Below are 12,961 nucleotides of genomic sequence, written 5' to 3' on the forward strand. Positions count from 1 at the left end.
GTGGGCATGCCGGTTGACATGACTACGTGTATCCTCCTCGATGCCATTAAGCGGAGGCTGAATACCAGCGAGAAGTTTAAGAGCGCCGCGCGGGGGTGGACGGGGACAATACTGGTTAAGCTTACGCCCACTCTACCGGGTCTACCCTACGTCTACAAGACCTTCATAACGATAAGGGACGGCCGCTGCGCCGAGATACGGGCTCTCGAGCCGGAAGAAGAGGAGAAGGCCGACATAACTGTCGAGATGAGCGTCTCCACATTCGACGTGCTCTTGAGGGGAGAGGCCTCGAGCGCCGCGATGGTTCTCAGGGGGCGCGTGAAGATTAAGGGAAAGGTGTTCGAGCTGCTCAAGAGGAGCGCCATCCTCGAGGAAGTGAATAGAGCCATGCGCGAGATGATATTCGGGGGTAAGGCTATACCCGCGATGCTTCCCTACCTAAAGAGGGAGTTCACCTTCTAGGGAACCCGGGTGGGAGCGTGACAGGTCCCGTTGATGAGAGGCGCCTCGTAGAAGGCCGCGAAGAAACCCTGAGAAAGTGCTACAGGGTATTGGAGGCGTACGGGAAGGTCTACGGCGCTGAGAGGTTTGTTGAGTGCAAGAGCTGCCACTGGGTTACCTCGTGCGGCCTCAGGTTCGTGAAGTCGATGTTCATGGTTCTTGAAGAACTGGCCAGAAATGACTTAAAGTCCAGGGTGCCTTTAACCGCTAACCCACGGCCCCCTCAGAGGTCCATACCCTTCGTCGAGAAGCTCGTCGGGAGGTACCTCTACAGCAAGCAGGGGAGGCTGGAGTCCCTGCTTCTGAGGCTAGGGCTCATCGACCCAGACGCTTTCACCTGCACGCCCTACTACATAGGCAACAAGCCCTCATACGGTGACATCCTAGCCTGGGCCGAGTCCTCCGCAGTGATATACGCCAACTCCGTGCTGGGCGCCAGAACAAACAGGAACTCCTCAATAGTCGAGTTGCTCTCGGGCGTCACCGGAGAAACCCCGCTTTTCGGGCTTCTTTTAGACGAGAACAGGAAAGCTGACTGGCTAGTCGAGGTGAAAGCATCGTCTAAGCCAAGCCCCTTCATTCTCGGGGGCTTAATCGGGAAGAGCGTCCTGGACGGGGTCCCCTACATAGTGGGTCTGGACAAGTGGGAGTTTGAGGAGTACGAGCTGAAGGACATGGGAGCCGCTATGGCAGTGTGGGGTGCCGTCGGGCTATTTCACGCCGAGGACCTCACTCCCGAGGCTGTGGAAAACGGGAGAAAGATCTTGAGAGGCGATCACAAGGTGCTGAGAGTGGGGGATGAGGAGCTTTCCAAGATGAGGAAAGAAATGGAGGCGAGAGCCACCCCCGGGAAGCCCGACCTGGCGATAATCGGTTGCCCACACCTGTCCCGAGAGCAGCTCGACTTCTTCGCTAGAGAGCTTTCCGAAGCGGAGCTCAAGACCCGCACGCTACTCCTAGCTGCACCGAAGATAGCCCGAGAGTTCAAGTCCACGAAGCTGTACTCCAAGCTCAGAAACGCGGGCGGGGACGTGGATAGCTTCTGCCCCCTCATGCTGACAAACATACCCACCTCGAAGCGGCTAAAAATACTCACAAACTCCGGGAAGCTCAGTTACTACAGCCACGCCGCCTTCATGGACACGCCGCAACTCCTCTCCTACCTCAGAGGTGAGTAGATATGCCTGAGACGTGCTTCAAAGGCCGGGCAATCCTCCCAGGAGACGTGGAAGGAGAGGCCGTCGTCTCCCCTCAAGGCTTCAACATACTCGCAACGTACCAGGAGACAGTGATCAGGCGTAGAAAGCACGCAATAGGCGGTGACAAGAACAACCCCCACGTATACGGTGTAGACCTCACAGGCAAGATACTGATAATACCTTCCGGAATCGGATCCACAACCGGCGGCATAATAATCGCCGAAATCGCCCTTCTAGGCGTGGCACCTAAGGCTATCGTCTGCACCCGCGAAGCCGACACCTTGACGACATCAGGAGTAGCCCTGGCCCACGAGTGGTTCGGGAAGAAAATAGCGCTCATAGACAAAGTTAGTGACGAGATCTTTCAGCACGTGAAGACAGGCAACTGCGTGAAAGTAACTTCTAAAGGCGAAGTGTGCATCATATAAAATAAAGCTTTTTTCTCACTTCGCTAATCACTAAAGCCACCTGCATCCAGCGTCAGAAATGTCAATAGCTAAACTTCGTGACCAGGTTTCAACCGGCGTAAAAACACGCGATTACTTCTTTAAGATCCTCTGTACAGCCAGCTAGATCTCGCGCTGAGCCTCCATAAATGCTTAGCTACTTCTATACAGGCCTAGGTGTGAAAAGCAGGCTGGGGCGTCATTGCCGTGAGCCGCCACCTGTACCAACCTTCACGCCCCGCGTTCTCAACGTAGACCACGAGCCTTACGCCCAAGCTCCTTTCAAGCTTTCGAACGTACACGTAGTGGGTGAGGTCTGCAAAGCCCTTCGATGTTAGAGCCCCCATCAGAGCCCCGAGCGCGATAACCGGTGGGAGGACGAGAAGAAGGGTAAAGCTCAAGTACACCAGCGCGACTCCTCGAACCAGCTCTCGTACCCCGCCGCGGCGCAACTCCTCGTAAGAGCCGCCTGCCATGACGGCTCTAAGCATCCTGTCCGTCTTCCGGACTCGGTGGACGACGAGAGCGAGGAACGGCGCCATGAAGGAAAGGAGGTAGCTCAGCGCGAAGGGCAGTCGCTCGCCTGACGAGGCCATCAGGGCTGCGGCTGTTGCTGCAAGGCCCGACGAGAAGACTGCCTCTAGCGTGGCGGTCCTGCGGGTTAAAGGGTACTCTGAGAGGAGGGAGACCATAGGCGAGTAAAAACGTTGCTAGCGCTATAAAGGGTTTTCCCCTAGGGCGACAGGGTGAACTGGAGCGGCACTATTCCAAACCTGCTCACAACGCCTACTTCAACGCGGAAAAAGCAACCCCCTCGGCTTAAGCAGTGGGGGTCAGCGTAGGACGGTAGCTCCAAGCGCGCTGTGAAAGCCCGCGAGCCGGCCAGCGGCAGGCCCTGGGGGTAGCTTAGCGTCACTTCCCGCAGCGTCTCGGATCCCTGCTGGACGGAGACCGTGATGTAGTTTACTCGGAGTGGTTCGCGATTTGAAGACTCGATTCTCAGCCGCACCTCTACAAAGGGTCTTTGGTTGGTTCCAAGGGTCCAGTTTTCCAGAGTAACGTTCAGGGTTTTAATCGAGAAAACCTCGAGGTACCACCTACTGTAGGCGAAGTACACGTACATTAGCGATGCAACCGCGACCAGCGCCTCAAGCGCGACTACTAGCGTTCTTTCCTCCGTGCAGACTCACCCCTGTACGCCCCAAAGACGAGGAAGACGAAGCTCAGAGGAGCCACGACAACAAGGCTCGTGAAAAGCACGTTGCGCTCAACAACGATTGCAGCCAGGTCCCCGTTCAGCGTGCCCATCAGCGCGTCTAAAGGCGCCCTAATCAGCTGAACCGTCAGGATGACCGCCAGCCCGTACGCTGCCAGGAATACTGCCATGGCCTTTGAGATTCGGGCCGTCGTGAAGCCGATGGCGTAGGAGGCGAACAGGACTAAAAGGAATTCAGGGGCAAAGCCCTGCTCCCCGAACCCGACCTTCAGGAGGAAGGGCAGGAAGAGAGAGGCTGAGGAGAAGAGCACCAGCGCGAGGGTTAAAGCTTCCCGGGTTTTCATCGCCTAGCCCTCAGCTTGGGGTTGAAGACCTCATCGAGAGCCTGCCCTATGAGGACGAAGCTCATCGATAAGAGCATGAGCATGATCCCCGGTGGGAGGATCCACCACCACATGAGCTTGAAGAATGCCCCACTGTACCTGGCGTTGTACAGCATCCTCCCCCAAGACGGTACGCTCGGGTCACCGAGATTCAGGAAGCTGAGCGCTGCCTCCGTGAGCACAGCCCCGGGGATGTTGAGCACCAGCGTGATGTACACGACTGGGGTCAGCAGTGGGAGGATGTGCCTGAAGATTATGTACAGGTTTCCGGCGCCTGCAGCTCTGGCGGCTTCGACGAACAGCCTCTCGCGGAGCGACATGACGAGAGCCCTAGTGTTGCGAGCGAAACCCATCCAGCTGAACAGCGCGATAAGGACGATCATGAGGTAGAGGCTCTTCCCAATGTAGACGCTCACGGCTATCAGCAGGGGGATTATGGGGATGAAGAGCAAGGTATCCGTGAGGAAGATGAGGGCTTGGTCCACGAACCCTCCCTTGTAGCCAGCCACGATCCCAACCAGAAGCCCAATCGACACAGAGATAACTGAGGCTAAGACGCCGACCAGAAGGGATACCCGCGTCCCGTGGATGAGGTTTGAGAAGATGTCGGAGCCGAGGGCGTCAGTACCCAGCACGCCGTACGCGAGGCCCGGTACCCTGAAGACGACGGGGTAGAGGAGCACCCTCACCGTGGAGTTGCCGGGATTCACCATGAACACCGATAGAGTCAGAGTGTAGTTCCCCTTGCGGTCGAACACCTTCTCGCCGACGTCCTCGTACTCGGAGAAGCCGTTGTTGATCTTGAACATTATGTCCCTGGAGTCGAACCTCGCGGGCGTATCGACGCGGGAAACGTTCTTTGAGAGGTAGCCCGTGTCATAGAGCGTGTAGGTACTCCCGTCTTGCGTCGTCAGCGACAGGACCACCCTGGCCCTGGCCCCGCTCGAGCTATAGACAGTTATGTTGTACGGTATCGTGGCCTCGAACCTCTTGGGGGGCGCGTAGGGGTAGTAGAAGGTGTACTTCAGCTCGACGAGCCCACTGGCCCTTTCAGAGCCTCCGAGTGTGAGGAGAAGGCTGTTCGGCAACGGCGACTCGGTACTGACTTTTCCATTGACGCTGAGCGCGCCGCTGTGCGGGCCGAGCGTTACCTGGAGGTTCTCAGGCAGGTCACGGTACTGCGGGAACAGCTTGAACCACGCGGGGTACGCGAACCCGTCGGCCAAGCCCACGGCGCTCGGAGGGTTAGGGGCTATCACGTCGGCTAGGAGTGCTATAGTCACGAAGAAGAGCAGGAGCGAGAAGCCCACGAGCCCCTTCCTCTTCCTGAGCAGGACTAGAAAGGTGTCAAGGTAGGGTAATCGGTTAACCCGCTTCAACAGGATCACCTCAAGCGTATCCTGGGGTCTAAGATGCCTATCACCACGTCGGCTATGAAGAGCGACACGACGGTGAGGGCCACGGATATGAAGAGCACTCCCTGAACAACCGGGTAGTCGAACTGCATCGACGCCTCGAAGAGCCACCTCCCGACCCCGTACCACGAGAAAATCGTCTCCGTGATCACAGCCCCGGAGACTATGCCCGGGAGCTGGAGAGCAATCGTGGTTATTATCGGGGGCAAAACGTTCCTCATGACGTGCTTCGACATTATCGTTCTGTCGTCCACGCCCTTCGCCCTAGCGGTCACGATGTAGTCCTCCCCCAGCTCCGTTATGAGCAAGCTCCGGATGAAGAGGGCGTACCCGCCAACCCCCACGGTGACGAGCGTGAGCAGCGGCAGGGCGAGGTGCCACAGGTAGTCCGCTACGTACAGAAGCGGGTCGCTCGGTGGTGGGCGGGACACTGACCCGGCCGTCGGGAAGATGGGGATGTAGTACCCGAGGAAGAGGAGCAGCAGCAAGCCCAGGAAGAAGGCGGGGAAGGAGTTCAGGAGTATCCCTGCAGCGATCACTCCAGTGTCGACCTTCGTGCCCCTCTTCATGGCAACGTATAGCCCCAGCGCTATCCCTATCAGGATCACCAGCACGGTCGAGGACCCGAGCAGTATCACAGTGTTAGGGAGCCTTTCCATGAGCTCCTCGATGACGGGCCTCTTGGTGTAGAACGAGTAGCCGAGATTACCGGTGAAGAGCGCTAGGACGTACTTCACAAACTGGTTGGGAAGAGGCTCGTCGAGGCCGAAGCTTTTCCTAATCAGCTCCTTCTGCTCGTTCGTCAGGTTGGGGTTCAGGAAGAAGAAGGACGGGTCTATCCCCATGACGTAGTAGGGGAGGACTCTTAGGAGAAGGAACTGGAGGACGAGCGCGACGAAGAGCACGGCTATCCTGTCGGCAGCGCGACGCAATATATACCTGCTGAATCCGGACACAGAAACCACCAGAGAAATAACTTTATTTTAGCTAAACCTACGAGGACTGCTGCGCCCCGCTCTCCGAAGGTTGCTGAGCCTCAGGCTTCCTGGCCCTCTTCCTGACCGCAATGATTGCAACGATAACTACAGCTATGACTGCGGCGAGGATGATTATCGGGAGGTACTGTTCCCACGCAGAGCGGACAGTCACAGTGCCCGTGAGGCTTCTAGCGAACACCGTTCCCGCTAAGCCTGCCTTGACCATGACGGAGACGTTGTAAGATCCGCTGAGACCGGCTGTGTCGATGGTCGCGTTGTAAACGCCCCCTCCGACGTGGACAGCCTGGATCTCCTTTATTGCGCTCCCGCCTGAGAGGAGCCTGACAGTTACAGTAGCGTTTGGTACAGGCTGGCCCTGGTAATCCTTAACCGTTACCGCGATTGAAAGCGGGTTGCCAGCCTGCACGGCGCTTGGTATGGAAGCCTGGGTCACGATCGTCTTCTCAGGGTGCCTTCTCCAGTAGTTGGGGTTCCACCTGAGCAGGATGTACTCGCCGAGCTTCCTGTCGGCGAATATGAAGGGCCCTGTGCCGACCATCGCGGTGAGGCCCTTCACGCTGGGGTGTGGGACCTTGCTCGGGTCGAACTTCTCCCAGCCTCCAGCCGACTGGAGGAGGGAGCTGTTGCCCCAGATGTGCATGGGCACGATCCGCACGTTGAGGTCGTAGAGGTAGGCCCAGCTCGTGCCGTTGATGTACGCCACAATCGTGTAGTCGTCCGGGAGCTCAGTCTTTATCAGGTTCTCGAACGCCTTGCTGTACATCTGCGTCGGCCTGTTGGTTTTGATGAAGAACCAGGTGAAGTTCACATCCCGCGCGGTGAACTTGACGCCGTCCTGCCAAGTAACGTTGTCAGCCAGGTGGAACGTGATCTTCGTGACGTTGGATTTGCCGATCGTAACCTTCTCGATCGTCCAGCTCCGCGCGAGCCACGGCAAGTCGCTGGAGACCTGGTCGGGGTTGGCTATGAAGAGGTACTCGTACACGTTGTCAATAACCGCGACCTCGTCGCCGGATATTGCCGTGAAGGGGTTGAGCGTGCGCGGGTCGGAGCCGAGCGGCTCCTTGTATGTGCCGCCGAAGGGTTCTCCGACGTGGTGCACGTTGAGGAGCGTCAGGTATGACTGGCCCCCGAGGGGCTTGTTCAGAACTATTCCAGCCACGTTCGTCCTGAAGCCGACGTTGGCGATCCCCATGTAGATCGGTATGTAGGGGAGGATGTCCGCCACCTTCTCCTGGGCCTTCCAGAGGGCCGCCTTAGCCGCCTGAATGTCTGTCGTGAAGTAGAACTGCTTCAACAGCTCGTCGATCTGGGGGTCGCTGAGCCCCCAGAAGTTCCAGCTGCCGCCTGTGCGGAAGAGCTCGTACGCGAGCGTTGGTATCCTGTTCCAGCCGAGGTAGAGGATGAAGGACTTAAAGGTCTTCGAGTATATCTGCGAGACGAGGGCCTGGAACTCTATCGCCTCTATCTTCACCGGCAGGCCTATGCTCTGCGCGTCCTGGGCGATGTGCTAGGCCTCCTGCCACAGCCAGGGAGCCTGATCCTGCGGCGGCATCTGGATCACGATGTCCCCGAGCGGGTTGCCGTTAGGCTCGTACCACTTGTTGCTCGCGGCGTCGTACTTGAACCCCGCGTCGAGCAGGACCTTCTTGGCCATCTCCTTGCTGTACGTGTAGGAGGGCACGTTGGGGTTAGACCAGTCGCCGAAGGCTGGCGGGATAGGAGAGTCCACGGGTACGCCGAAGCCATTGAAGACGTTCGTGATGATCCAGTCCTTGTCGATCAGGTGCGCAATCGCCTTCCTGATGGCAGTGTAGTTCCACGGGTACTGCCTCATGTTTATGCCGAGGAACTGCAGGTTGAAGGTCCTGTAGGAGAGAAGGTAGATGTTGGGGTCGTCCTTGACCTCGCTGACGCGGGTGGGTTGTATGTAGGAGGTCTCGATGTCCCCCTTCTTGAACGCCGTGAGCCGCGCGTCGTAGTCGAGGATTATGGAGTAGAGGTGGTAGTCGACTCTAGGGCCGTTTGCCTCCCACTTCCAGTTCTGCTGCTCAGCAGGAGGCGGCGCCGCTGTGAGGGTCTGTGCGAGGAACGCCGCTGCGATGAGCAGGGGGAGCAGTAAGGCTAAGAGCTGTTTTCCTCGCATCGGAGACTTGCTTAACCCATCTTTAAAAAAGGTTTTTCCGTTTTTGCTGAAAATCATTCTTCCCTATAGCAGAAGAGTACAGATTTTCTACAGCGCTCGGGCAGAAAGGCTTTAATAGTGATAGTGGGAGCCGCTCGAGAGAGTAATGCCCTTAGAGGTAAAAAACCTCACGATGCACTACGAGGTCGACGGGGGCGGCTATGTCAAGGCAGTCGACGGCGTGAGCTTCAGCCTCAGCGAAGGGGAGTCCCTGGGCATCGTAGGGGAGTCGGGCTGCGGGAAGTCCAGCCTCGCCACGACTCTTGTGCGCGTGCTACCCTCCAACGCCAAGATCAAGGCGGGAGAAGTCGTCCTCGACGGCGTGAACATCCTCAGCCTGCCAGAGGAGAGGCTGAGGCGAGAAATCAGGTGGAAGAAGATATCGGTAGTCTTCCAGGGCTCGATGAACGCCCTCAATCCGGTGCTTAAGGTCGGGGACCAGATAGCAGAGGCCATACTGCTCCACGAGGATGTGAGCAAGGACCAGGCGATGGCGCGCATCAGGAAGCTTTTAGGCCTGGTCGGCCTCGACCCCTCGGTGGCGAACCGCTACCCCTTCGAGCTCAGCGGGGGGCAGAGGCAGAGGGCGCTGATAGCGATGGCCCTCGCACTAAACCCCAAGGTGGTGATTGCGGACGAGCCGACAACCGCCCTCGACGTCATCGTGCAAGCCCAGATACTCAAGCTACTCGGGGAGCTGCGCGAGAGCTCCAAGTCCATGATGATTTTCATCTCGCACGACGTCTCGGCAGTCGCGCAGGTTAGCGACAAGGTCGCCGTCATGTACGCCGGGAAGATCGTCGAGATAGGGCCGGCGGAGAAAGTCCTCCTTGAGCCACTGCACCCATACACCAGCGCACTGCTCCAGTCGGTCCCCAGCGTAAAGGGGGAGAGACGCCAGCTGAAGCCCATCCCCGGCTCACCCCCCAACCTCCTCAACCCCCCTCGGGGCTGCCGCTTCCACCCGAGGTGCCCCTTCGCCACCGACAAGTGCAGGAGTGAGGAGCCTCAACTCCGGGAAGTCTCTCCAGGCCATTTTGTGGCCTGCCACCTCTACGGGTGATCCGCATGGGTGATAAGCTCCTGGAGGCCTACGACCTGAAGAAGTACTACCCGCTGCGCAGGGGCCTGCTGGACGTGATCAGAGGACATGGCGCCCGCTACCTCAGGGCCGTCGACGGCGTGTCCTTCCACATCGAAAAAGGCGAGGTCTTCTGCCTCGTGGGGGAGTCGGGCTGCGGCAAGACGACCACCGGGAGGCTCGTGCTGAGGCTCATCGAGCCGACAAGCGGTAAAGTACTGTTCAGGGGCGAGGACATAACGAGCGCCGGCGACGAGGAGCTCGGGTGGTTCAGGAGGAAGGCACAGATCATCTTCCAGGACCCCTACGAGAGCCTGAACCCCCACATGAGGATCTACGACATCGTGACGGAGCCCCTGTACATCCACGGCGAGCTCACCACCCGGGAGGAGAGGATCGACGCGGCCTCGAAGCTCCTCACCGAGGTCTCCCTCGTCCCACCCGAGGAATTCGTGTACCGCTACCCCCACGAGCTAAGCGGGGGGCAGAGGCAGAGGGTTGCCATTGCGAGGGCGCTCTCCCTCAGGCCTGAGTTCATCGTGGCCGACGAGCCCGTCTCGATGCTCGACATGTCGATCAGGGCCGAGATACTCCAGCTGATGCTCGGGATACGGGAGAAGTTCAACATCAGCTACCTCTTCATCACCCACGACCTCGCGGTGGCCAGGATAATTTGCGACAGAGTAGCCATAATGTACCTCGGCAAGATCGTCGAGGAGGGCCCCGCGGAGCAGGTCATCACGAACCCCATGCACCCCTACACCAGGGCCCTCATATCCGCGGTCCCGCTACCAGACCCCCGCCACAAGATAGGCGAGATACCCATAAAGGGCGAGGTGCCGTCCCCCGTCAACATCCCGTCGGGCTGCCGCTTCCACCCGAGGTGCCCCTTCGCCACCGACAAGTGCCGCGCCGAGGAGCCCCCCGCGGTGGAGGTAGAGCCAGGTCACTTCGTGAGGTGCTGGCTCCATGGGTGAGGGAGAAATCAGGGAAAACGTTAATAGCCGGGCAGCGGGCAGGAAAGCCGTGCCTCAAACCCAGTCGCAAATCACCAGGCTCGTGGAGCTGATCGCCTCGGCCCCCTACTTCTACCTGCTCGGAGCCGCCCGCGGCAAGATCGTCTTCTTCAGCAACCTCGACGCAACCCCAGGCATCTGGGCCCTCGACCCGAAGCTGGGCGAGCGGAGGAAGCTGACCAAGGGCCCCGTCCACAGCTTCGCGCAGGCCAGGAAGGAGAGCAGGGAGGTCGTCTTCACCCGCGACGTCTCCAAGGGAAAGGAGCTCCAAGTCCCCTTCGTCACCGCCGTAGACGAGGCCGAGGAGAGGCAGATAGCCGACGTCCCGCCAGCCAGGGTACTGGGCATCTCGTTCCAAGGTGGGAGGGTGGCCTACATCGGCGCTACCGCGGAGGAGGTCGCCCTGTTCCAGGTGGGCCTGGACGGCAGCTGGGAGAAGCTTGCGAAGTTCGAGACGATGGCATTCCTGACCGACTTCAACGGCGACTACGCCGTGGGCTACGGGACCCTGGCGGGGAGGCCGGGCACCTTCGAGCTCTTCATCCTGGATACGCGGAGCCGCGAGCTGCGCGTCTACACGCCGAAGCCCGGCTCGTCGAACACGAACCCCACCCTCAGGGGCAGCAAGCTGCTCTTCGAGAGCGACTTCGAGGGCAGGAAGAGGCTCTACACCTACGACGCCGAGAGCGGGGACCTCCAGAGGGTGAGCTTCACCCACAGGGACTACGACGCCTTCAACCCCGTCGAGCACCTCGACTTCGGCTGGCTTGACGACGGCAGAGTCTGGGTGATCGCCAAGCGCGACGGGAGGACGCAGCTCTTCATCGACGGCAAAAGGGTGAGGACGCCCAGGGGGGTCGTATCCACGTTCGCGGAGCTCGACGGCAAGTTCTACTTCACCGCCTCCTCGCTCACAAGCCCCCCGCAGGTCTACGAGCTCGACCCGCAGAGCGGGGCCTCCCGCGTGGCGGTCGCGAGCAGGCTCCCGAGGAGCATCACCAGGGAGTTCGGCAGAAGCTACTTCACGCGCTACCCCTCCTTCGACGGCAGGCGCATACCCGCGTTCGTCGTCGAGAACGCCCGAGCCCCCAGGCCCGGACCCACCGTCGTGTATGTCCACGGGGGGCCCTGGAGCGAGGTCATGGACTCCTGGGACCCGTTCATAGCCTCCCTCGTCGCTTCAGGCTTCCACGTCGTCGCCCCCAACTACAGGGGCTCGACGGGCTACGGCGAGGACTTCAGGAGGCTCGACATCGGAGACCCCGGAGGCGGGGACCTAAACGACATCGCCCACGCGGGCAAGTGGGCGCTCTCAAGGAGGCTGGCCAGCCGCCTGGCAATCATGGGCTACAGCTACGGCGGGTACTCGACGCTACTAGCCCTCGGCAGGCAACCCGACCTTTGGAAAGCCGGCGTCGCGGGCGCAAGCGTGGCGGACTGGGAGGATATGAAGGCGCTGAGCGACGCCTACTTCAGGAGCTTCATCGACACCCTCTTCGACGGCAAGACCGAGCTCCTCCGCGAGAGGTCCCCGATAACCTACGTCGACAAAGTCACAGCACCCCTCTGCATAATACACCCAGCCAACGACACGCGCACACCCCTCAAGCCCGTCCTAAGGTACATCCAGCGCCTCTCCGAGCGCGGCGCCGTCTTCGAGGCGCACATACTCCCAGACATGGGCCACTACGTCGCGGGCACCGAGGAGAGAGTACGGGTCATAGCCCCCGCCATCCACTTCCTGAAAAAGTACTTCCAGTAGCCAACCCCACCCAAGTTAACTTTTTCCGGCCAGACGCGAACTAGAAGCATGGCTTACAGCCTCGACGAGGCGCTGGAGCGGCTCGAGGCCCTCTCCGACTCCCTCGGCATCCCCAGGATCACCCGCTGTGACGGCCTAGTTCTCTACGCGCTAGCCTACGCGTACTCCACCCGCAGGAGCAGCGTCCTCGCTGTCGACGCCGGGGCGGGCGTAGGCTACTCCACCCTCTGGATCGCCAAAGCACTCGCCGATGCCGCCGTCAGGGACGGGAGGGTCTATGCGGTCAAGTCAAACCCCTCCCGGTGCGCCAGGCTAAGCCAAGCCCTCACCACCCTGAACGCGCCCCTGCGGCTCGAGGCCGTCTGCGGTGACGCCCTCTCGTTCCTCGAGGGGCTCCAGGAGCCCGTCGACATCCTCTTCGTCGACGTCGACAAGCACCTCTACACCCGCACCTGGGAGCTAGCCAGCCCCAAGCTCAGGCCAGGCGGCATAGCACTCTACCACAACGCCCGCACGCCCCCAGCCAGGAGAGTACTCCAACTCGCAAAGGAAGCGGGCTGGGCCGCCACAACCGTCAACACAGACCCCGGCCTCTTTCTAGCCATCAAGCCCGAAAAGTAGAGATCATTTTTTAGTATCATGATCATTAAGATCACGATAATAAAGATCGTAGGAATAATGCGCAAACGTCCCCCTTCTTAAAACCTTAATCAGGCACCAATACAGCTTACCCGGAGCCCATGCTCGTTTAATTGAGGA

The 12,961-nt window shown here is 59.6% G+C and carries 14 protein-coding genes; 7 read left to right on the forward strand and 7 right to left on the reverse strand.

From position 1 onward, the window contains the following. Nucleotides 1–6 precede the first annotated feature (6 nt). From ACNO7C_RS07770 to ACNO7C_RS07780, 3 genes are read left to right on the forward strand one after another with little or no spacing between them, the layout of a single operon-like run. Nucleotides 7–462, forward strand: a complete 456-nt coding sequence (locus ACNO7C_RS07770) for an SCP2 sterol-binding domain-containing protein (protein WP_460024540.1) — start codon at nucleotides 7–9, stop codon at nucleotides 460–462. 17 nt (nucleotides 463–479) lie between these two features. Then, the gene (locus ACNO7C_RS07775; protein ID WP_460024541.1) at nucleotides 480–1,679 is read left to right on the forward strand and encodes an aconitase X; all 1,200 of its coding nucleotides are present in this window, start codon (nucleotides 480–482) and stop codon (nucleotides 1,677–1,679) included. Between the two features lie 2 nt (nucleotides 1,680–1,681). Beyond that, nucleotides 1,682–2,128 carry an aconitase X swivel domain-containing protein gene (locus ACNO7C_RS07780; RefSeq protein WP_460024542.1) on the forward strand — a complete coding sequence of 149 codons (447 nt, stop codon included), beginning with the start codon at nucleotides 1,682–1,684 and terminating at the stop codon, nucleotides 2,126–2,128. A 191-nt stretch (nucleotides 2,129–2,319) separates the two neighbouring features. Here ACNO7C_RS07780 and ACNO7C_RS07785 read toward each other — a convergent pair whose 3' ends face one another. The 7 genes from ACNO7C_RS07785 to ACNO7C_RS07815 all read right to left on the reverse strand — a co-directional run bounded on the left by ACNO7C_RS07785 (nucleotide 2,320) and on the right by ACNO7C_RS07815 (nucleotide 8,304). Continuing rightward, on the reverse strand, nucleotides 2,320–2,838 hold the full coding sequence (locus tag ACNO7C_RS07785; RefSeq protein WP_460024543.1) for a hypothetical protein: 519 nt from the start codon (nucleotides 2,836–2,838) through the stop codon (nucleotides 2,320–2,322). Nucleotides 2,839–2,879: 41 nt separating this feature from the next. Next, complete coding sequence (locus tag ACNO7C_RS07790) at nucleotides 2,880–3,269, reverse strand: hypothetical protein (RefSeq protein WP_460024544.1); 390 nt, start codon at nucleotides 3,267–3,269, stop codon at nucleotides 2,880–2,882. Nucleotides 3,270–3,307: 38 nt separating this feature from the next. Beyond that, entirely contained in the window at nucleotides 3,308–3,706 is a 399-nt protein-coding gene (locus ACNO7C_RS07795; RefSeq protein WP_460024545.1) for a hypothetical protein, read from the reverse strand. Continuing rightward, entirely contained in the window at nucleotides 3,703–5,124 is a 1,422-nt protein-coding gene (locus ACNO7C_RS07800) for an ABC transporter permease (RefSeq protein WP_460024546.1), read from the reverse strand. The genes ACNO7C_RS07795 and ACNO7C_RS07800 overlap by 4 nt, the downstream gene beginning before the upstream one ends. A gap of 5 nt (nucleotides 5,125–5,129) precedes the next feature. Beyond that, a complete protein-coding gene (locus ACNO7C_RS07805; RefSeq protein ID WP_460024547.1) occupies nucleotides 5,130–6,092 on the reverse strand; it encodes an ABC transporter permease in 963 nt (320 codons plus the stop codon). A gap of 61 nt (nucleotides 6,093–6,153) precedes the next feature. Beyond that, on the reverse strand, nucleotides 6,154–7,632 hold the full coding sequence (locus ACNO7C_RS07810) for an ABC transporter substrate-binding protein (protein WP_460024548.1): 1,479 nt from the start codon (nucleotides 7,630–7,632) through the stop codon (nucleotides 6,154–6,156). 36 nt (nucleotides 7,633–7,668) lie between these two features. After that, on the reverse strand, nucleotides 7,669–8,304 hold the full coding sequence (locus ACNO7C_RS07815; protein ID WP_460024549.1) for an ABC transporter substrate-binding protein: 636 nt from the start codon (nucleotides 8,302–8,304) through the stop codon (nucleotides 7,669–7,671). Nucleotides 8,305–8,449: 145 nt separating this feature from the next. Here ACNO7C_RS07815 and ACNO7C_RS07820 point away from each other — a divergent pair, with 145 nt between their 5' ends. The 4 genes from ACNO7C_RS07820 to ACNO7C_RS07835 are packed head-to-tail and all read left to right on the forward strand — an operon-like array spanning nucleotide 8,450 to nucleotide 12,823. Further along, nucleotides 8,450–9,406: an ABC transporter ATP-binding protein gene (locus ACNO7C_RS07820; RefSeq protein WP_460024550.1), complete on the forward strand. Its 957-nt coding sequence runs from the start codon at nucleotides 8,450–8,452 to the stop codon at nucleotides 9,404–9,406. A gap of 5 nt (nucleotides 9,407–9,411) precedes the next feature. Continuing rightward, nucleotides 9,412–10,401, forward strand: a complete 990-nt coding sequence (locus ACNO7C_RS07825; RefSeq protein WP_460024551.1) for an ABC transporter ATP-binding protein — start codon at nucleotides 9,412–9,414, stop codon at nucleotides 10,399–10,401. Next, nucleotides 10,394–12,202, forward strand: coding sequence for a S9 family peptidase (locus ACNO7C_RS07830; RefSeq protein ID WP_460024552.1), 1,809 nt, complete (start codon nucleotides 10,394–10,396; stop codon nucleotides 12,200–12,202). The genes ACNO7C_RS07825 and ACNO7C_RS07830 overlap by 8 nt, the downstream gene beginning before the upstream one ends. 48 nt (nucleotides 12,203–12,250) lie before the next feature. After that, nucleotides 12,251–12,823 (forward strand): O-methyltransferase, encoded by a 573-nt coding sequence (locus tag ACNO7C_RS07835; protein ID WP_460024553.1) that lies wholly within the window; start codon nucleotides 12,251–12,253, stop codon nucleotides 12,821–12,823. Nucleotides 12,824–12,961: the final 138 nt, after the last annotated feature.

This window comes from Infirmifilum tikiterense (assembly GCF_054696565.1).

Bases quoted from the DNA above. Each gene is read 5' to 3' on its own strand.
- ACNO7C_RS07770 (WP_460024540.1), top strand. From the start codon at position 7: ATGCCGGTTGACATGACTACGTGTATCCTCCTCGATGCCATTAAGCGG.
- ACNO7C_RS07780 (WP_460024542.1), top strand. From the start codon at position 1,682: ATGCCTGAGACGTGCTTCAAAGGCCGGGCAATCCTCCCAGGAGACGTG.
- ACNO7C_RS07785 (WP_460024543.1), bottom strand. From the start codon at position 2,838: ATGGTCTCCCTCCTCTCAGAGTACCCTTTAACCCGCAGGACCGCCACG.
- ACNO7C_RS07790 (WP_460024544.1), bottom strand. From the start codon at position 3,269: ATGTACGTGTACTTCGCCTACAGTAGGTGGTACCTCGAGGTTTTCTCG.
- ACNO7C_RS07795 (WP_460024545.1), bottom strand. From the start codon at position 3,706: ATGAAAACCCGGGAAGCTTTAACCCTCGCGCTGGTGCTCTTCTCCTCA.
- ACNO7C_RS07815 (WP_460024549.1), bottom strand. From the start codon at position 8,304: ATGCGAGGAAAACAGCTCTTAGCCTTACTGCTCCCCCTGCTCATCGCA.
- ACNO7C_RS07820 (WP_460024550.1), top strand. From the start codon at position 8,450: ATGCCCTTAGAGGTAAAAAACCTCACGATGCACTACGAGGTCGACGGG.
- ACNO7C_RS07825 (WP_460024551.1), top strand. From the start codon at position 9,412: ATGGGTGATAAGCTCCTGGAGGCCTACGACCTGAAGAAGTACTACCCG.
- ACNO7C_RS07830 (WP_460024552.1), top strand. From the start codon at position 10,394: ATGGGTGAGGGAGAAATCAGGGAAAACGTTAATAGCCGGGCAGCGGGC.
- ACNO7C_RS07835 (WP_460024553.1), top strand. From the start codon at position 12,251: ATGGCTTACAGCCTCGACGAGGCGCTGGAGCGGCTCGAGGCCCTCTCC.